General features: G+C 62.4%; 17 protein-coding genes. 5 read left to right on the forward strand and 12 right to left on the reverse strand.

The annotated features are described in order from the left end of the window. Positions 1 to 175: 175 nt before the first annotated feature. A complete protein-coding gene (gene orn / locus IB241_RS10010; RefSeq protein WP_003171343.1) occupies positions 176 to 718 on the reverse strand; it encodes an oligoribonuclease in 543 nt (180 codons plus the stop codon). A gap of 108 nt (positions 719 to 826) precedes the next feature. Here orn and rsgA point away from each other — a divergent pair, with 108 nt between their 5' ends. After that, positions 827 to 1858 carry a small ribosomal subunit biogenesis GTPase RsgA gene (gene rsgA, locus IB241_RS10015; protein ID WP_192298253.1) on the forward strand — a complete coding sequence of 344 codons (1032 nt, stop codon included), beginning with the start codon at positions 827 to 829 and terminating at the stop codon, positions 1856 to 1858. A 126-nt stretch (positions 1859 to 1984) separates the two neighbouring features. On the opposite strand, the gene motB is transcribed toward rsgA, so the two are convergent. Together motB and motA are read right to left on the reverse strand one after the other, a co-directional pair. Further along, positions 1985 to 3001 carry a flagellar motor protein MotB gene (gene motB / locus IB241_RS10020; protein ID WP_192298254.1) on the reverse strand — a complete coding sequence of 339 codons (1017 nt, stop codon included), beginning with the start codon at positions 2999 to 3001 and terminating at the stop codon, positions 1985 to 1987. A gap of 3 nt (positions 3002 to 3004) precedes the next feature. Beyond that, positions 3005 to 3856, reverse strand: coding sequence for a flagellar motor stator protein MotA (gene motA / locus IB241_RS10025; RefSeq protein WP_122308461.1), 852 nt, complete (start codon positions 3854 to 3856; stop codon positions 3005 to 3007). A gap of 167 nt (positions 3857 to 4023) precedes the next feature. Here motA and IB241_RS10030 point away from each other — a divergent pair, with 167 nt between their 5' ends. Genes IB241_RS10030 through asd form a run of 3 tightly spaced genes read left to right on the forward strand, consistent with a single transcriptional unit; the run spans position 4024 to position 7309 of the window. Then, complete coding sequence (locus IB241_RS10030) at positions 4024 to 5559, forward strand: HDOD domain-containing protein (RefSeq protein ID WP_192298255.1); 1536 nt, start codon at positions 4024 to 4026, stop codon at positions 5557 to 5559. Between the two features lie 57 nt (positions 5560 to 5616). Beyond that, complete coding sequence (locus IB241_RS10035; protein ID WP_192298256.1) at positions 5617 to 6432, forward strand: rhodanese-like domain-containing protein; 816 nt, start codon at positions 5617 to 5619, stop codon at positions 6430 to 6432. Positions 6433 to 6448: 16 nt separating this feature from the next. Continuing rightward, complete coding sequence (gene asd, locus IB241_RS10040; RefSeq protein WP_192298257.1) at positions 6449 to 7309, forward strand: archaetidylserine decarboxylase; 861 nt, start codon at positions 6449 to 6451, stop codon at positions 7307 to 7309. Positions 7310 to 7450: 141 nt separating this feature from the next. Here asd and serB read toward each other — a convergent pair whose 3' ends face one another. Continuing rightward, a complete protein-coding gene (gene serB, locus IB241_RS10045; protein WP_038850738.1) occupies positions 7451 to 8665 on the reverse strand; it encodes a phosphoserine phosphatase SerB in 1215 nt (404 codons plus the stop codon). 133 nt (positions 8666 to 8798) lie between these two features. Here serB and IB241_RS10050 point away from each other — a divergent pair, with 133 nt between their 5' ends. After that, positions 8799 to 10304, forward strand: a complete 1506-nt coding sequence (locus IB241_RS10050) for an AhpA/YtjB family protein (RefSeq protein ID WP_192298258.1) — start codon at positions 8799 to 8801, stop codon at positions 10302 to 10304. 207 nt (positions 10305 to 10511) lie between these two features. Here the strand turns inward: IB241_RS10050 and IB241_RS10055 are convergent, their stop codons facing one another. From IB241_RS10055 to IB241_RS10090, 8 genes are all read right to left on the reverse strand, one after another. Continuing rightward, positions 10512 to 11222 (reverse strand): membrane integrity-associated transporter subunit PqiC, encoded by a 711-nt coding sequence (locus IB241_RS10055; RefSeq protein ID WP_192298259.1) that lies wholly within the window; start codon positions 11220 to 11222, stop codon positions 10512 to 10514. A gap of 175 nt (positions 11223 to 11397) precedes the next feature. Continuing rightward, positions 11398 to 13662 carry a DNA topoisomerase IV subunit A gene (gene parC, locus IB241_RS10060; protein ID WP_192298260.1) on the reverse strand — a complete coding sequence of 755 codons (2265 nt, stop codon included), beginning with the start codon at positions 13660 to 13662 and terminating at the stop codon, positions 11398 to 11400. A 70-nt stretch (positions 13663 to 13732) separates the two neighbouring features. Then, on the reverse strand, positions 13733 to 14728 hold the full coding sequence (locus IB241_RS10065; RefSeq protein WP_192298261.1) for an esterase-like activity of phytase family protein: 996 nt from the start codon (positions 14726 to 14728) through the stop codon (positions 13733 to 13735). Beyond that, on the reverse strand, positions 14728 to 16635 hold the full coding sequence (gene parE, locus IB241_RS10070) for a DNA topoisomerase IV subunit B (protein ID WP_192298262.1): 1908 nt from the start codon (positions 16633 to 16635) through the stop codon (positions 14728 to 14730). Before parE ends, IB241_RS10065 begins: the two co-directional genes overlap by 1 nt. A 45-nt stretch (positions 16636 to 16680) precedes the next feature. After that, positions 16681 to 17289 carry a YqiA/YcfP family alpha/beta fold hydrolase gene (locus IB241_RS10075; protein ID WP_192298263.1) on the reverse strand — a complete coding sequence of 203 codons (609 nt, stop codon included), beginning with the start codon at positions 17287 to 17289 and terminating at the stop codon, positions 16681 to 16683. Between the two features lie 206 nt (positions 17290 to 17495). Beyond that, positions 17496 to 18311 (reverse strand): 3',5'-cyclic-AMP phosphodiesterase, encoded by an 816-nt coding sequence (gene cpdA, locus IB241_RS10080; protein WP_192298264.1) that lies wholly within the window; start codon positions 18309 to 18311, stop codon positions 17496 to 17498. Between the two features lie 97 nt (positions 18312 to 18408). Further along, on the reverse strand, positions 18409 to 18858 hold the full coding sequence (locus IB241_RS10085; RefSeq protein ID WP_017734937.1) for a DUF1249 domain-containing protein: 450 nt from the start codon (positions 18856 to 18858) through the stop codon (positions 18409 to 18411). Continuing rightward, positions 18849 to 19466 carry an NUDIX domain-containing protein gene (locus tag IB241_RS10090; RefSeq protein ID WP_192298265.1) on the reverse strand — a complete coding sequence of 206 codons (618 nt, stop codon included), beginning with the start codon at positions 19464 to 19466 and terminating at the stop codon, positions 18849 to 18851. The genes IB241_RS10085 and IB241_RS10090 overlap by 10 nt, the downstream gene beginning before the upstream one ends. Positions 19467 to 19608: the final 142 nt, after the last annotated feature.

The following is a 19608-nucleotide window of genomic DNA, read 5'->3' on the forward strand; positions in this document are numbered from 1 at the left end:
GATTCGTTGATCCATGGGAGACTCTTGGTTCCAGGGCATGATCAGTTACCTCCTGATCATGCGTATTAACCTGTAAACCATGTCCCCGGTTAGATATGTAAACGATGTCCCCGGTTTGTACCGGGGCAAGCCCGCTCACTACAGAAAGAGATAGGCGCTCATCGCAGGGGTTGGCTCAAGCCTTGATGAAATGCTTGCGGTAATGCTGCAACTCGGCGATCGACTCGCGAATATCATCCAGCGCCAGATGGGTGCTGCCTTTATGGAAGCTGTCTTTGACTTCCGGCGCCCAACGCGCGGCCAGCTCTTTCAAGGTGGACACATCCAGGTTGCGGTAGTGGAAGTAGCTCTCCAGCCCCTTCATGTGGGTATAGAGGAAGCGGCGGTCCTGGCAGATGCTATTGCCGCAGATCGGCGACTTGCCCTTGGGCACCCACTTTTCCAGGAACGCGATGGTCTCGGCTTCGGCTTCGGCCATGCTGATGCGGCTGTCGCGCACGCGCTGGGTCAGGCCGGAGTTGCCGTGGGTGCGGGTGTTCCATTCGTCCATGGTGGCCAGCACGGCGTCGCTGTGATGGATGGCGATCACCGGACCTTCGGCCAGGGTATTGAGGTTGCTGTCGGTGACAATGGTGGCCATCTCGATGATGACGTCGGTGTCGGGGTTCAGACCGGTCATTTCCAGATCGATCCAAATCAGGTTCTGTGGGTTTTGCATGGCTCTATTCTCTTGGCACCTTGGCGTAGCTGCGCAGTTTAGCAGGCGGGGCCGTGCTAGACTCGCGACCGTTTTACCCAACCTTTGCATTATCGACACGGAACACCAATGGCCAAACGCCAGCTCAATCGTCGCCAAAACTGGCGCATCGAAAAGATTCAAGGTGAACGCGCTGCTCGCGCCGCCAAACGTGAATCCTCCGCCGTGGAAGCGCTCGAGGGCGGCGACCTGGGCCCCGAGCAAACGGGCCTGGTGATCGCGCACTTTGGTGTGCAGGTCGAAGTCGAGGCGCTGGAAGGCGAACTCACAGGCCAGGTATTCCGTTGCCACCTGCGCGCCAACCTGCCTGCGCTGGTCACCGGCGACAAGGTGGTATGGCGTGCCGGCAACCAGGGCATCGGCGTGATCGTCGCCCAGTTGCCGCGCACCACTGAACTGCGCCGCCCGGACAGTCGCGGCCAGCTCAAGCCGGTGGCGGCCAACGTCGACATGATCGTGATCGTGTTTGCGCCGCTGCCCGAGCCCCACGCCAACCTGATCGACCGCTACCTGGTGGCAGCCGAGCACGCCGGCATCCGCCCGCTGCTGCTGCTGAACAAATTCGACCTGATCGACGAGCAGAACGCCCCGGCGCTCAATGCGCTGCTGGCGGTCTACCGCACCCTGGGTTACCCGGTGCTGGAAGTGTCGGCGCACCACGGCAACGGCATGGAGCAACTGCAACAGCAGTTGGATGGACGCATCAGCGTGTTTGTCGGCCAATCGGGCGTGGGTAAATCCTCGCTGGTCAACAGCCTGCTGCCGGAAGTCGAAACCCGTGTAGGCCCGTTGTCGGAACTGTCCGGGCAGGGCACCCACACCACCACCACCGCGCGGTTGTTCCACTTCCCCGGCGGCGGCGAACTGATCGACTCCCCGGGCATCCGCGAATTCGGCCTCGGCCACGTCAGCCGCAGCGATGTGGAAGCGGGCTTCATCGAGTTCAACGACCTCATCGGCACTTGCCGCTTCCGCGATTGCAAACACGACCGCGAGCCGGGCTGTGCGTTGCTCAAGGCGCTGGAAGATGGACGCGTGCAACAGCAGCGGATGAACAGCTATCGGTCGATTATTGCGAGTCTTCCTGAAAGCAGTTACTGACCCTTGCTTGCGCTGGGGTGCGCAGCGCCCCTAAAAAAGTCGGTGACTGCTGCGCAGCATAGAAAGCTGCGCCGCAGGGCAGGAACAAAAAGGCCGCGATCATCGCGGCCTTTTTGCGTGTGCAGCTTAAGAACCAGCTTTAGGCACCGTAGGATCTTTCACCCCACCATCGTCAAACAGGTTCAGCTTCTGCCGCAGCTCATGGGCCGGCAACGGCTCCTGCCCTGGCGGGAGGGCGTTCGGGTCGGCCGGTACTTCACCGGGCGAGCCCGCACCTGAGGTCGGCGCCGGCTTGGGTTGATCACCTTCAATCGCACGCTGGGCCTTTTTGGTCAGCACGACGATGTCGATCCGCCGGTTGATCGGGTTGAACGGGTCTTTGGGATCAAACAGCTGCGAGGAGGCAAAGCCCACCACGCGCGCCACTTGCGGGTCCGGGTAGCTGCCGGCCACCAGCGCGCGGCGAGCGGCGTTGGCACGGTTGGCGGAGAGTTCCCAGTTGCCGAAGTCGCCTTGGCCCGCGTACGGCTTGGCGTCGGTGTGGCCGCTGATACTGATCTTGTTCGGCACCGCCTTGATGGTGTCGGCCATGGCCAGCAGGATGTCTTCGAAGTAAGGCTTCAGGCGCGCGCTGCCGGAGTCGAACATCGGCCGGTTGGCCGCGTCGGTGATCTGGATGCGCAGGCCGTCCGGGGTGATCTCAAACGAGATCTGATCCTTGAACTTCAGCAGTTGCGGGTTCTCCTCGACCTTGGTCTGCAACTCTTGCAGCAACAGTTCCAGGCGTTCCTGCTCGACCTGCTCGGCCATGGCTTCGACGGTGTCGCGCTCGATCGGGATATGTTCCTGCGGCGCTTCGGTCTTGACCTCCGGGTTGATGGTGCGCTCCGGCGCCAACTGCGGCGAGCCGCCCAGGTCGATCACGAAAGGCGTGCCGCTTTCCGAGAAGCCGATCGGGTCCTTGAAGTAACCGGCGATGGCGATCTTCTGTTCCGGCGTGGCGGTGGACATCAGCCACAGCACCAGGAAGAACGCCATCATCGCCGTGGCAAAGTCAGCGAAGGCGATTTTCCAGGCACCGCCATGGTGCCCCGCAGCGAAGCGCTTGACGCGCTTGATGATTATCGGCTGGTTGTTTTCCATGGCTTAGCGACCGCGAACCGCTTGTTCCAGCTCGGCGAAGCTTGGGCGATGTTTCGGGTACAACACTTTACGACCGAACTCCACCGCCAGCGATGGCGGCATGCCGGAAGCGGACGCTACCAGGCTGGCCTTGATCGATTCGTACAGGTTGATTTCTTCCTTGGCATCGTGGGCCAGGGAGGTGGCCAGCGGGCCGAAGAAGCCGTAGGCCGCGAGGATACCGAAGAACGTACCCACCAGCGCCGCACCTACGTGCATGCCGATGGCCGCCTGGTCGCCTTCGCCCAGGGAAGCCATGGTCACCACGATACCGAGTACCGCCGCAACGATACCGAAGCCGGGCATGCCGTCGGCGATGCCGGTCACGGCGTGGGACGGATGCTCCAGTTCTTCCTTGAGGCTGAACAACTCCATGTCGAACAAGCCTTCCAGCTCATGGGGGGCCATGTTGCCGGAGGACATGATGCGCAGGTAATCGCAGATGTAGGCGGTCATGCGCTCGTCTTTGAGCACCGCCGGGTACTTGGCGAAAATCGGGCTGGCGGCAGCGTCTTCGATGTCGGCCTCGATGGCCATCATGCCTTCGCGGCGGCTCTTGTTGAGGATCTCATACACCAGGCCCAGCACTTCAAGATAGAAGGTGTGGGTAAAGCGCGAACCGAACATCGCCAGGGATTTCTTGACCACGTGCATGGTCATGTAGCCGGGGTTCGCCTGCAGGAATGCGCCCAGTGCGGCGCCACCGATAATCATCACCTCGAAGGGTTGAATCAGCGCGGCAATTTTACCGTGGGACAGGACGTACCCACCGAGCACGCTTGCGAAGACGACGATGATGCCGATAATTTTAGCCATAGGGGATGAGTACTTGCGCCGTCGGGTTCATGGACATATTTGGTGGAACTGAAAAACTCTTGTTCTACTTATCGGCAAAACTGCGCCAGACTATAGCCCGTTAAGGCGAAAAGCCAGTTCGGCCCGCTCCGGGCGTGTTGACCGCAAGTGATGATCGCGCCCCAATCATGGCTAATGAAACGACAGTCCCAACTGCAAAACCCAATTCTCTCGCCGCTTGGATCAAGCGCCTGGACGATGTGCTGCTGCCCGTCCCCCAGGCCAGTCACGAGCGCGTGTGCAAAGCCATCCGCGATAACCGCAGTTCGTTGCGCGATATTGCCGAGCTGATGCAAAACAGCCCGGCGCTGGTGCTCAGCGTGATTCGCGAGGCCAACAGCCATACCCATGGCAGCTTCACGGAACCGGCGGAAAACCTCGAAGTGGCGCTCAACCGCCTCGGCCTCAAGCGCGCCGAAGAGCTACTGGCGCGCCTGCCGTCGGTGCCGGCCCAGGAAATACCGGTGGCCTTGCGCCAACTGTTGCTGGTCAGCCAGCACGCCTCGCAGCAGGCCAACGGTTTGTTCGCCAGCCGCCTGGCGCGGTTGTGGCAGGACATCCACTGGGGCAGCCTGTTGTTCCTGTCGCCGCTGTGGCCGATGGCCGTCGCCTACCCCAAGCTCCTTGAAGAATGGGAGCTGCGGGTGATCCACAAAGGCCAGTCCGCGCGCCAGGTCGAACAGGAACTGTTCGGCGTGCGCCTGCTCGACCTGTGCCTGGGCTTGACCGAAACCTGGCACCTGCCGATCTGGGTGTCCCAGGGCTACAACCTGCTGCTCAAAGAGCAGCGCTTGCTGGTCAAGGCCCTGCGCATCGCCCGCGAGGACGACGCGCTGCGCCACCAGCAATTGCTCGACGCCGAACCCAACCTGCGACGCTGGCTGAACCAGCCGGCCAACACCGTGCTGCTGGCCAACGGCCTGGCGATGTCGGCCCAGGAATCCTGGACTTGCCCGCACACCGAGCGCTGGCAATACCTCACCGCCCTGTACCTGCAACAGCCGCTGGGCGATGTGCAGCAACAGGTGCACCAGCAAGCCGTGACCAGCGCCCGCAGCACCTTGATGCCCGACCTCTGGCACCCGGCGCTGTCGCTGATCTGGCCGTGGCATGTGCAAAAAATCCATCGCGGCCTGCTGCCGGCACCACCGCCCACCGCCGAAGCACTGGCCCTGTGGCGCAGCCGCTGCACCGAGTTGCTGGTGGAACCGAGCCGCTTCGCCAACGCCATGCACCTGACCACCTGCGCCAAAGAGGCACTGGTGGCCAGCGGCATGCAACGGGTCATGCTGCTGATGACCGACCGCGCCCAAAGCACCTTGCGTGTGCACCAGGCCGACGGCCTGCCAAAGGACGCCGCCAACCTGAGCCTTGATGTGACCAACAGCACCTTGCTGCAGCGCCTGCTGGAAAAATCCGCCCAGGTGCGCCTCAACCCGGACAACCACGCGCAGTTCTCGGCCTTGTTGCCGCCGATCCTGCGTCGCCTGTTCAACGGCGAGCACCTGCTGCTGCGCTCCCTGAGCTGCAACGGCAAGGTGGTGATGCTGATGGTGGCCGACCAGGGCGGCGGGCCGTTCTCGGAAACCACCGTGCAAGCCTTCGGCAAAACCGCCCAATGCATCGAGAAAGCCCTGCACTGCTTTACCAACCGCAGCGCCTGATGCTTGCGCTACAATCGCGGTCCTTTATCGCCAACATTTGTGCCCAGGAGACCTCACATGCCTGACTTCTCTGGCTTGCCGCTGGTGATCGAATCCAGCGACCTGCAAGGTCGCCTCGATGCCGAACACCTGATACTGGTGGACCTCACCAGTGCCGCCCGCTACGCCCAGGGGCATATCCCCGGCGCGCATTTCGTTGACCCCAAGCGCACCCAACTGGGCCAGGCGCCTGCACCGGGGCTGCTGCCCAACAAGGCAGACCTGGAAAAACTCTTCGGCGAACTGGGTCACACCCAGGACGCGACCTACGTGGTCTACGACGACGAAGGCGGTGGCTGGGCCGGCCGCTTCATCTGGATGCTCGACGTGATCGGCCACCAGAAGTATCACTACCTCGACGGCGGCCTGCTGGCCTGGCTGGAAGGCCAACACCCCGTCTCCACCGAGGTCCCCGCGCCCGTCGGCGGCCCGGTCAGCCTGACGCTGCACGACGGCCCCACCGCCACCCGCGAATACCTGCAAAGCCGCCTCGGCGCTGCCGACCTGGGCATCTGGGACGCACGCGGCCCGCTGGAGTATTCCGGCGAGAAAGTCCTCGCCGCCAAAGGTGGGCACATCCCCGGCGCCGTGAACTTCGAATGGACCGCCGGCATGGACCCTGCGCGCAACCTGCGCATCCGCCGCGACATGCCGCAGATCCTCGAAAACCTCGGGCTGACCCGCGACAAAGAAATCATCACCCACTGCCAGACTCACCACCGCTCTGGCTTCACCTATCTGGTGGCCAAGGCGCTCGGTTATCCGCGAGTCAAAGGTTATGCCGGTTCCTGGGGCGAATGGGGCAACCACCCCGACACCCCCGTTGAGATTTAAGGTTTAAGGACAGTAAATGAAAAAGCAGTTGTTTATCCTCAGCCAGTACTTGCTGCCGCACCACTTGCTCTCGCGCTTGGCCGGCTGCATTGCCGAGTGCCGCGTGCGCTGGTTCAAGAACGCGTTCACCAGCTGGTTCGCCAAGCGCTATCAAGTGGACATGTCCCAGGCCCTGGTAGAAGACGTGACCGCCTATGAGCACTTCAACGCCTTCTTCACCCGCGCCCTGAAAGACGGCGCGCGCCCGCTGGATCAAACCCCAGGCGCGGTACTCAGCCCGGCCGATGGCGCCGTCAGCCAGTTGGGCCCGATCGAGCATGGCCGCGTGTTCCAGGCCAAGGGCCACAGCTTCAGCGTGCTGGAGTTGCTGGGGGGTGATTCCGCCGTGGCGGCACCGTTCATGGGCGGCGACTTCGCGACGGTCTACCTGTCGCCGAAGGATTACCACCGCGTGCACATGCCGCTGGCCGGCACCCTGCGCGAGATGATCTATATCCCGGGGCGCATCTTCTCGGTCAACCAGACCACCGCCGAAAACGTACCGGAGCTGTTCGCACGTAACGAACGCGTTGCCTGCATTTTCGACACCGAACGCGGCCCGATGGCGGTGATATTGGTGGGCGCGATGATCGTCGCGTCGATTGAAACCGTGTGGGCTGGCTTGGTGACACCGCCCAAGCGCGAGTTGAAAACCTTCCGCTATGACGAAGCCGCACGTGCGCCGATTCATCTGGAGAAAGGTGCCGAGCTGGGCCGCTTCAAGCTGGGTTCGACGGCGATCGTGCTGTTCGGGCCGGATCAGGTGAAGTGGGCCGAAGAGTTGGCTGCGGGCACACCAGTGCAGATGGGCCAGGGTATCGCAGCACCTAAAGCCTGACGCAAAACCCAATGTGGGAGCGGGCTTGTGTGGGAGCGGGCTTGCTCGCGAATGCGGAGTGTCAGTTGATACATCAGTGACTGATCCACCGCCTTCGCGAGCAAGCCCGCTCCCACATTTTTGACCGCATTTTTTCAGCTACTACAGCTGACCGTCGCGGTCGCGAAAGCCCAGCAGATACAACACCCCATCCAACCCCAACGTCGAAATCGCCTGCTTCGCCGACTGTTTCACCAATGGCTTCGCCCGGAACGCCACACCCAACCCGGCAATCGCCAGCATCGGCAAGTCATTTGCACCGTCGCCGACCGCAATGGTCTGCTCCAGACGCAAACCTTCCTTATGGGCCAATTCCTTCAGCAAGTCCGCCTTGCGCTGTGCGTCGACAATCGGCTCGACCGCCACGCCAGTCACCTTGCCATCCACCACTTCCAGCTCGTTGGCGAATACATAGTCGATGCCCAACTTGGCCTGCAGCTGCTTGGCGAAATAGGTGAAGCCGCCGGACAGGATCGCGGTCTTGTAGCCCAGGCGCTTGAGTTCGGCGAACAGGGTTTCGGCGCCTTCCGTCAGGCGCAGCGAGGCACCGATGGAGTCCAGCACGCTCACGTCCAGGCCCTTGAGCAGCGCCAGGCGCTCCTTGAAGCTGGCGCGGAAGTCCAGCTCACCGGCCATGGCGCGCTCAGTGATCTCGGAGACCTGCTCCCCCACGCCGGCCGCCTTGGCCAGTTCGTCGATGACTTCGGCTTCGATCAGCGTCGAGTCCATGTCGAACACCGCCAGGCGGCGGTTACGGCGGAACAGCGAGTCTTCCTGGAAGGCGATGTCGACATTCAGCTCCTGGGCCACGCTGAGGAACTCGGCGCGCAGGGCTTGCGGGTCGGCCGGCTCACCGCGCACGGAGAATTCGATGCAGCCCTTGCCTTTGTCGGCCGGGGTGTCCAACGGCATGCGCCCCGACAGACGGTCGATATGGTCGATATTCAAGCCATACTGCGCCGTGATCGAGCTGACGCGCTGCAGTTGCTCGGCCGTGACCTTGCGGGTCAGCAGGGTGACGATATGGCGCTTCTTGCCCTGGCCGGCGACCCAGTGCTGGTAGTCCTCTTCCGATACCGGGGTGAAACGCACCTGTTGATCGAGCTTGTACGCGGTAAACAGGATGTCCTTGAGTACCGAAGACGCCTGTTCAGTGCTCGGGATCTCAACCAGGATGCCGAATGACAACGTGTCGTGGATCACCGCCTGGCCGATGTCGAGAATGTTCACACCACCCTGGGCCAGAACACCGGTAATGGCGGCGGTGAGACCCGGGCGATCTTCACCAGTGATGTTAATCAGGACAATTTCGCGCAAGGCGCACCCCCAGGCTGGAAAAAAACCGCATTCTACCCACTTTCAGTGACCATCGGGCACAGCCAGCGCTTTGACGCTCTGGGGCCTGTCGCTATACTGCGCGTCAACTTCACGGACCAAGAGCCGAGCGCAAGTGAACCGGCCCACGCCAGTAAAAACCGACAACTTCTTCCTGCTGATCTTCCGGGCACTGCGCCATCGCCGTGTACCGATCGCATTACGCATCGCCAGCCATAACGTGATCCTGGTCGCCCTGGCCCTGGTGATCTACGCCTGCGTGATGGGTTTGCAGTTCAAGCAGGCCATGCACGAGCAAGCCGACGCCCTGGGCGAGAGCCTGACCACGCAAACCGCCACCTCGGCGACTGAGCTTTTGGTGTCCAACGACATCCTCAGCCTCAACGTGCTGCTCAACAACCTGACCAAGAACCCGCTGGTGGCCCACGCCGCCATCTACAGCGTGGACAACCGGATCATGGCCGAAGCCGGGCAGCGCCCGAAAAACGGCCTGCTGGGTGAGGCCGAAGGCTTGTACCAGAGCAACATCACGTTCCAGGACGTGAAGGCCGGCCAATTGCGCATCAGCCTGGACATGCAGCAATTCCAGCAGCCAATGACCATCAGCCTGCAAAGCATGGGCATCCTCAGCGCGATCCTGCTGGCCCTGGCGTTGGCCCTGAGCCTGCGCCTGGGTCGGCATATCTCCACGCCTCTGATGCAACTGCGCATCTGGCTGCGGGACATCGACGAACACACCCCGGCCACCGACCGCCAGGATGAAATCGGTGACCTTGCCCGCCAACTGCATGCCAGCTTCGCCCCGGAGCCGGTCGTGCGCGAACCTGAGCCCGAGCCGGAATACGACGACGAGCCCGAGTTCGACGTGGGCGAGCCAGGCTTTGCCGAAAGCGCACCGGTCGCCGGCCTCAAGCCTGCCACCCGCAAGGCGATCCGGGCCGAAGAAGACGAACTGGACGACGAAGACCCGTTCGCCGACCTGCGCGACACGGCGTCCGACAGCCCGGCCATCGCGCCGAAGCCTGCCCCGGTCAAAAACGCCGAACCCCAGCACAGTGCGGTGCTGGCTGTGCAACTGGGCTCCCAGGATCAACTGCGCCGCCTGCCCCGCACCCGCCTGACGGAACTGCTGGAACGCTACCGCGACTGCCTCGACCAGGCCGCGTCGCTGTACCAGAGCGAACTGCACACCCTGAACGACGGCAGCACGCTGATGCTGTTCCACAGCGAAGACAGCGGCGAAGACTACCTGACCAACGCCATCTGCTGCGGCGAGTTGCTGCGTGCCCTGGGCCATGCCTTGCAGATCGAAGTGGCGGACAGCGGCATCACCTTGCAACTGCAACTGGGCCTGACGGTGGGTGATGATCTGTTCGGCATGAGCCAGATCGACCTGCTGCTCACCGAAATCGCCCAGGATGCCCTGGCCTTGTCGCAGCACAGCCGCAACCTGCTGCTGGTGGAGCGCAAGATCAGCGAAGACACGCTGATCCGCCAGCGCGCACGTATCCGCCCGATTGCCAGCCCTGAAGGCGCGAGCTGTGTAGAGCGGTTGATGGAGCCGTACCCGTCGATGCTGGAGCGCCAGTTGGCCCGGATGCACGAGACCCGCAAGCCCTAAGCAACACTGCAACATCCACTGTGGAGTGGGCTTGTGTGGGAGCGGGCTTGCTCGCGAATACGGAGTGTCAGTCGATACATCAATGACTGAATCACCGCATTCGCGAGCAAGCCCGCTCCCACAATTGATCTTCAGTGCTCCCCACATCGCGCACAAACAAAAAGGCCCGCTGAGTCAGCGGGCCTTTTTTTGTGTCGGTGATTCAGCTCAGAACCTGAACACTTCCATATCCGTACGGATCGGCGTTGCCATCGGCATCTTTGGCTTCTGCGGTTCTGCCGGCTTGGCCGCCTGCACCGGTGCCTGTTTGCGCGGCGCCTCGGCAATCGGCGGTTGGTTGGCCAATGGCTTGAGGGCCACCGACAACTGCTCGGCCAAATGCTGCAACAACACGCCCTGGGCCTGGACCTGGGACGCAGTGGTGCCGGCATGTTCTTCCTGCAAGTGCACGATGCGGCTGTCACGCACTTGGCCACGACGGTCGATCAAGCGCCACTGCGCATCGAGGATCGCTGGCTGCGACTTGCCGGAGTCAAGGCGCGTGATGGTCAACAACACCTGTACATCCGGGCTGAAGCCCGTCGGTGCCGGCGACAGCACCACGCGCTGGCTGTCCAGGTGACCCGCCACCTGGCGCAGCATCAGCTGGTTGATGTCGGACGACAAACTGCCCGCCCAACGACCATCGATGGAACCTTGCAGGCTGCCGTCGTTCTGACGTTGCAGCAGGGTTTCGCGTTGCAGGTAGTCAGCCACGACCACAGGGCCGAGCAAAACGGCCATACCGGCAGCCTGGGCGGGCTGCGCCGGACTTCCGCTGTCCAGCTGGTACAGCGACACCGGCTGGTGTGTGCTGCAACCCGCCAGCCCCAAAAGGCCAGCGAGCATCAAAAATAAAGGCACGCGTGGAGCGGTCATCATCCCATCCAGGTGGCTGCCACAAGGCTAACCACAACTAATACTAAAAATACCCTAAACACGCGCGGCCACGCCGGCGCTGGAAAGGCCATATCATCCGTGAATATGCGCTATGACTCCAGCGCCAAAGCGTCGATCTACGCGTTAAATCGTAGATCGAGGGCTCTAATGCGCGTTAAACCGGCGCTTCCACCAGCAAAGCATCCACCCGCTGGAAGCCCCGTGGCAGTTTGTTACCGCGCCGGCCGCGCTCGCCTTTGTAATGCTCAAGGTCGTCAGGGCGCAGCGACAGCGTGCGCTTGCCGGCTTGCAGCACCAGCGTCGCGCCCTCCGGAATCACCGCGATGTCGGTCACATACTCTTCGCGACTGGCCACTCGCTCGCCAGGAATCCCGATGATCTTGTTGCCCTTGCCTTTGCCCAGCTGCGGCAGGTCGCTGATCTTGAACACCAGCAGGCGGCCTTCGGTGGTCACCGACGCCAGCCAGTTGCTCTCACGATCGTCCACCGGTCGCGGCAGGATCACCTTGGCGTTGTTCGGCAGGCTCAACAGCGCCTTGCCCGCCTTGTTCTTGGCCTGCAGGTCTTCACCCTTGACCACGAAACCGTAACCCGCGTCGGACGCGATCACGTACAGCGCATCATCCTCCGGCAGCAGCACACACTCGAAATTCGCCCCTGGCGGCGGCGTCAGACGCCCGGTCAGCGGCTCGCCCTGGCCCCGTGCAGACGGCAGGGTATGGGCCGGCACCGAATAACTGCGCCCGGTCGAGTCGATAAACACCGCAAACTGGTTGGAACGCCCAGCCGCAGCGGTCTTGAAGCCGTCGCCAGCCTTGTACGACAGACCAGTGGCGTCAATATCATGCCCCTTGGCCGATCGAACCCAACCCTTTTCCGACAGAACGACGGTAATTTTCTCGTTTGGCAGCAGCTCGGTCTCTGTCAGCGCCTTGGCTTCAGCGCGCTGCACGATGGGCGAGCGGCGGTCGTCGCCATAGGTTTCGGCGTCTTTGATCAGCTCGGTGCGCACCAGCTTCTTCAGCTTGGCTTCACTGCCCAGAAGGGCTTGCAGCTTGGCTTGTTCCTTGAGCAGCGCGTCTTGTTCGTCGCGCAGCTTCATTTCTTCCAGGCGTGCCAACTGGCGCAAGCGAGTATCGAGGATGTAATCGGCCTGGATCTCGCTCAGCTGGAACTCGGCGATCAGCTCAGCCTTGGGATGTTCGGCAGTACGGATGATGTGGATCACCCGGTCCAGATTGAGATAGGCAATCAGCAAGCCATCCAACAGGTGCAGGCGGCGCTCGACCTTGTCGAGGCGGAATTGCAGGCGGCGACGCACGGTCTGCACGCGGAACTCCAGCCACTCCACCAGCAGGTTGCGCAGGTTTTTCAGCTGCGGCTTGCCGTCCAGGCCGATGATGTTGACGTTGACCCGGTAGCTCGACTCCAGGTCGGTGCTGGCAAACAGATGCTGCATCAGCACTTCATGGTCGACCCGGCTGTTGGTCGGAATGATCACGATACGGCATGGGTTTTCGTGATCGGACTCGTCACGCAGGTCGGCAACCTGCGGCAGCTTCGACGGTTTGGCCTGCATCAGCGCCGCGATCTGCTCCAGCACCTTGGCGCCGGACACCTGGTGCGGCAGCGCGGTGACAATGATGTCGCCATCTTCGACGTGGTACACGGCGCGCATGCGCACCGAGCCCTTGCCGGTTTCGTACATCTTCAGCAGGTCGGCGCGCGGCGTGATGATTTCCGCTTCGGTCGGGTAGTCCGGGCCCTGGATATGCTCGCAGAGCTGCTCGACCGTGGCCTTTGGCTCATCGAGCAGGCGCACGCAGGCCGTGGCGACTTCGCGCAGGTTGTGCGGCGGCACGTCGGTGGCCATGCCCACGGCGATGCCGGTGGTGCCATTGAGGAGGATATTCGGCAAACGTGCCGGCAATACCAGGGGTTCGTCGAGGGTACCGTCAAAGTTCGGGCCCCAGTCGGCGGTGCCCTGCCCCAGTTCGCTGAGCAATACTTCCGAGTAACGCGACAAACGCGCCTCGGTGTATCGCATGGCGGCGAACGACTTCGGATCATCCGGCGCACCCCAGTTGCCCTGGCCGTCCACCAGCGTGTAGCGGTAGCTGAACGGCTGCGCCATCAGCACCATGGCTTCATAGCAGGCCGAATCGCCGTGGGGGTGGAACTTACCGAGCACGTCACCGACGGTACGCGCCGACTTCTTGTGTTTGGAGTCAGCGTCCAGGCCCAACTCACTCATGGCGTAAATGATGCGCCGCTGTACGGGCTTCAGGCCGTCGCCGATATGCGGCAAGGCACGGTCCATGATCACGTACATGGAGTAGTTGAGGTAGGCATTTTCGGTGAAGTCAGCCAGCGAACGGCGTTCTACGCCATCTAAGCTGTCTGCGAGGATGTCACTCATGCGGGCCTCATCATTGGGTAAGGCACAGCGGAAATGCCGCGGCGCCGGGTCAATTCAAAATAATCAAAATTCATGGCTGAGCACTCCAGCCACCGGCCGGGGCGGCGAAACGATAAACCACCGGGCGTTTTTCACCATCGGCACGCGGGCCGAAGTTGTTGTCGATGCCCAACCAGGCACCGTCGGCATCCACCACCAGAGCTTCGGCCAGGCCATAGGCCTGAGGGTAGCGCCGCGCTGGGGTCAGGGTCTCGTCGGCAAACGACCAGCACAGCTCGACTTTGGCCGTGACCGCATCGCGCCGGCAGATCTGGAACGCATTGCGCTCAAGGGTAAACAGCTTGCCATTGAACAGCGCCAGGTCGGAAAAGTCCTTGGACACCGCCTTGGCATTGGAGAACTGGGCGGGCTGCACTTCCTGGCCGGCCTCGCTCAGCAACACACACGGGCCGTCGCAATCCCACAGGCTTTGCGGACGCTTGATCGAGATTAGGCCGCGCCGCTCGCGCTCGGCCGCGAGCCAAATCTGATTGCCTTCAGGATTTATCGCCAAGCCTTCAAACAACGCATTGAAGTGCAGCAATAGGCCACTGGCCCGCGCCTCGCGCACCATGCCCGGGGCGATCCGCAACCACTCGGGCGCCCCACTGGCCGGCACTTGCAGCACCGCAGCATGGGCTTCGCTGACAATGTAGCGGTTGCCCGCGGCGTCGCAGCTGATGCCTTCAAAATCCAGGTCGCCACCGCGAATGAACGACGCGGCCTTGGTGCGCGAACGCAGCCCCCAAGGCAAACCGGACTCCGGCACCGGCGGCACGTCGATCTTCACCGTTTCGGCCTTCCAGGTCGGCGCGCTGATGTCCAGGCGATAGATCTGGTCGTCGTCGCGATCAGAAACGGTCCACAGCTCCTTGCCACATAACGCCAGGCCCGACAGGTTGCCGCCGCGCATGCCGTCTACCGGGTGTTCGGATACCAACTTGAGTTCAGCCACGGGCGCAGCAGCCACCGAGGCAGCCGCCAACCCGCTCAACACCAGGATCGCCAGGGCGAAACCTGTGCGCATCAGCCCAGGACCTCGGCGAGGTTGCCTTTGGATTCCAGCCAGGACTTGCGGTCTGGCGCGCGTTTCTTCGCCAGCAGCATGTCCATCATTTCCGACGTCGCGGCGAAGTCATCGCCCAGGGTCAGTTGCACCAGGCGCCGGGTGTTCGGGTCCATAGTGGTTTCGCGCAGCTGCGGCGGGTTCATCTCACCCAGGCCTTTGAATCGCGTGACCTGCGGCTTGCCGCGCTTCTTCTCGGCCACCAGGCGGTCGAGGATGCCATCGCGCTCGGCTTCGTCGAGGGCGTAGAAAATCTCTTTGCCCAGGTCGATCCGGTACAGCGGCGGCATGGCGACGTAGACGTGACCGGCATCCACCAACGGACGGAAGTGCTGCACGAACAGCGCGCACAGCAAGGTGGCGATGTGCAGGCCGTCGGAGTCGGCGTCGGCGAGGATACAGATCTTGCCGTAGCGCAGTTGGCTCATGTCCGCCGCGCCGGGATCGACGCCGATGGCCACGGCGATGTTGTGCACTTCCTGGCTGGCGAGGACTTCGCTGCCATCGACTTCCCAGGTGTTGAGGATCTTGCCGCGCAACGGCAGGATCGCCTGGAACTCTTTATCCCGCGCTTGCTTGGCGGAACCGCCGGCGGAATCACCTTCCACCAGGAACAGTTCGGAGCGCATCGGGTCTTGCCCGGCGCAATCGGCCAGTTTGCCCGGCAGTGCCGGGCCGGCGGTGATGCGCTTGCGCTCGACCTTCTTGCTGGCCTTCAAGCGACGGCCGGCGTTGTTGATCGCCAGTTCGGCCAAGGCCAGGCCGAGTTCCGGGTGTTCGTTGAGCCACAGGCTGAAGGCGTCCTTGACCACGCCGGAGACAAACGCGGCCGCCTCGCGGGACGACAGGCGCTCCTTGGTCTGGCCGGAGAACTGTGGCTCCTGCATCTTCATCGACAGCACGAACGCGATGCGCTCCCACACGTCTTCCGGCGCCAGCTTCACGCCGCGCGGCAGCAGGCTGCGGTACTCGCAGAATTCGCGCATGGCATCCAGCAAACCCTGGCGCAAACCGTTGACGTGGGTGCCGCCCTGCGCCGTGGGGATCAGGTTGACGTAGCTTTCCTGCACGCTGTCGCCGCCTTCGGGCAGCCACAACAGCGCCCAGTCGACGGCTTCTTTATTACCGGCAAGGCTGCCGCAGAACGGCTCGTTGGGCAGGCGTTCGAAATCGCTGACGGAGTCTTCCAGGTAGGAGCGCAGGCCGTCTTCATAGTGCCACTCGACCTTCTCGCCGGTGCCTTTGTCTTCAAAGGTGACGAGCAGGCCCGGACACAGCACGGCCTTGGCCTTGAGCACGTGCTTGAGGCGGCTGATGGAGAATTTCGGCGAATCGAAGTATTTCGGGTCCGGCGCGAAGTACACGCTGGTGCCGGTGTTGCGCTTGCCAACGGTGCCGATGACTGCCAGGTCGGTGGCCTTGTAGCCATCGGCGAAGGTCATCTCGTATTCGTTGCCATCGCGCTTGACCCTGACCCGCACCAGCGTGGACAGGGCGTTGACCACCGAAATGCCCACGCCGTGCAGGCCGCCGGAGAACTGGTAGTTCTTGTTGGAGAACTTGCCGCCCGCATGGAGCTTGGTGAGGATCAACTCGACGCCTGGCACACCCTCTTCCGGGTGAATGTCCACCGGCATGCCGCGGCCGTCGTCGGACACTTCCAGGGAGTGGTCAGCGTGGAGAATGACATGCACCGACTTGGCGTGACCGGCCAGGGCTTCGTCGACGCTGTTGTCGATGACTTCCTGGGCAAGGTGGTTCGGCCGGCTGGTGTCGGTGTACATGCCGGGGCGTTTGCGCACCGGGTCGAGGCCCGAGAGGACTTCGATGGCGTCGGCGTTATAAGAGCTAGCGCTGGGAGTGGCCATGGTGTCTCGTCGTGAGTCGTTCGATTAAAAAATGACCTGCGATTTTTACAATGACGAAAAATCGAAGGATTGATACTGATCTGCGCCAATCCCGGCAAAGCTCAACAACGCCGGCAATTGCCTGGCGAACCCCTGGTAACCATGGTCGCCACCGGCCTGGATGCGCAAGGCGCAGGCACGGTAATACTGTTGGGCGAGGCGGTAGTCCAGCGTTTCATCGCCGGTCTGCAACCACACCTGGTAACGCGCGGCGTCCTGGGGCGCCGCCACTTCCAGTTCGGCCAGGGCCGCGACGTGGTCGTGGGTCAATTCCCAGGTTTCATCGGTGTAGAGGTTCTTCTGGGTGCCCAGGTAACCGTCGAACATCCGATGGGGGCTGACCGCCGGGTTGACCAGCAGCGCCTTGAGGCCATGGCGTTCGGCAAGATGGGTTGCATAGTAGCCGCCGAGTGAGCTGCCGACCAGCAGTGGCCGCCCCAGTTCAGCGATCGCCGCTTCCAGTTGGGGAATTGCCTGACGCGGGTGGTGATGCAGGGCCGGCACACGCAACTGGTCGGCCAGGCCGAGGGCGTCCATCACGGTGATCAGCTGGCTGGCCTTGTTGGACGCCGGCGCGCTGTTGAAACCGTGGATATACAGGATCGAAGCGGACATGCCGGGCTCTCCGTGACGTGGGCCAAAGAGGCGCAGTTTACAGGGATAGCGGCCCTGTGTGATGACCTCAATCCACAGGACACCGAAGAACCAATGTGGGAGCGGGCTTGCTCGCGAATGCGGTGGGTCAGTCACTGCATCTGTTACTGAGCCACCGCATTCGCGAGCAAGCCCGCTCCCACATTTATGATCAGTGTTTGCAGCGTTTAATAGCCGTTGCTGCCGTAATCCACCGTAAATTCGAAGTCCTGGACCCGCTCCACGCCAGTTTCCAACCGCCCGTCGGCATGCAATCGCAACCAGCGATACCCCGGCGCCTGCTCGCTGACCTGGAAATCCTCGCTGCCCGGCGCGAACTGGATGCAGGTCGACGGCGAGGCCAACAACCGCACGCCGTTGCGCTCGCGGTCGATTTCCTGGTGCACATGCCCCCAGAGCACTGCCTTGACCTGCGGGAAGCGATCCAGCACGGCAAACAGCGCGTCGGGATTGCGCAGGCCGATGGGCTCCATCCAGGCACAGCCAATGGACACCGGGTGATGGTGGAAACACACCAAATGATGGCGATTCGGCGCTTCACTCAACGCCTGGACGAGCAGTTGCAGTTGCTGATCCTGCAAGTAACCGGGCACCGAGCCCGGCACGGCGGAGTCCAGCAGGATGATGCGCCAGTGGCCGACATCGACCACCGGTTCCAACAGATCACTGTGCACGGCAGCGTGGGCCATGATCTGGGGTTCGTCATGGTTGCCGGGAATCCAGCGTGCCGGCGCATCGATCTGCCGGGTCATGTCGCGAAATTGCTGGTACGACGCCAGCGTGCCGTCCTGGGACAGATCGCCAGTGGCCAGCATCAGGTCGATCTGCGGTTGTTGCGTGCGCACCAACGCGATCACCTGTTGCAGGCTTTCACGGGTGTTCATGCCCAGCAGCGTGCCGTCGGCCTCGGCAAACAGGTGGCTGTCGGACAGTTGCACCAGCAGCGCCGGCGCATCGGGGTTCACGGTGGATACGCTCGGCAAGGCGCTCTCCCAAGGCAATCACAGGAATGGACAGTTGGCGTGATTATGCTGGGCAGGACACAAAGAGGAAACCAGGGGAAGCAGACGCAGTTCACATCTACCGCACCGCTTCGAACTCATGGCCCAGGGCCAGGCAGTGACTCAACCATTCACCGAGGAACACATTGAGCTGTGCTTTCTCATCGGGCTGGTGCATGAACACGTTCGGGTAAGGGTAGATGCTGCGAAAGCGCCGCGCATGTTCGGCGCTGATCACTTCGGCCATGCGCGCGTCGTGGTACACCTGCACTTCCAGTTGCGGCACCGGCAGCCACGGCAGGCTGTGCTCCTGGCGCACGCGCAGGGTAGTGGTGTACGGGCAATTGACGATGACTTCCAGGGTCAGCACGCCAAGCATCTGGTCGCCATGGGTCACGCCGATGCGCCTGGCCGCCGGGGCGTGGCGCATGTCGGGGAGCAGACGCATCAACCGCGCATAGTTGGCCTCGCAGGCTGCTTGCAGCCCGATCAGGTCGACGCGATAACGTTCCCGTGCCTTTACTGCCATAACCCCCTCACTTCCGCGCGATTAAGCGCAAGCCATTGCAGGGCGATGATGCTGGCTGCGTTGGAAATCCTGCCGTCGCGCACCGCTTGCAGGGCGTCTTCAAAAGCCCAGACGGTGACGCGGATGTCTTCTGCCTCTTCTTCCAATCCATGGACGCCACCGGCGCCCGAGCTGTCGCAACGGCCCAGGAACAAGTGGACAAATTCGGTACTGCCGCCAGGCGATGGGAAATATTTGGTGATCGGCCACAGCGCGGAGAATGTCAGCCCAGCTTCCTCCTCGGCTTCGCGGTGTGCAACCTCCTCCGGCTCCTCATCCTTGTCGATCAGGCCGGCGACCATCTCGATCAGCCAGGGGTTGTCGGTACGGCCCAGGGCGCCGACGCGGAACTGTTCGATCAACACCACTTCGTCGCGCTGGGGGTCGTAGGGCAATACACACACGGCGTCATGACGAACGAAAACTTCGCGGTTGATCACACGGCTCATGCCACCGTCGAATTTTTCATGGCGCAATTGCACCCGATCAAGCTTGTAGAAGCCCTGATAGGCATTGTCGCGCTGAACAATCTCGACCGCGCTCGGCGTCGATTTCGCTGTATCCGTCATATCCTGCCTCGTTAAGCCTGTGCAATTCGCGCCATCCTAACGCGCTCGCGCCCGTTGGTGCAGCCCCTTTCCAGTTGCCGGGATAGACGGCGAACGTCAAACTCACTCTATTCAGCTTAGTGGCGAACTGACGGCCATGCCG

Origin of the sequence: Pseudomonas sp. PDM05 (genome assembly GCF_014851685.1) — a bacterium.
Taxonomy (GTDB): domain Bacteria; phylum Pseudomonadota; class Gammaproteobacteria; order Pseudomonadales; family Pseudomonadaceae; genus Aquipseudomonas.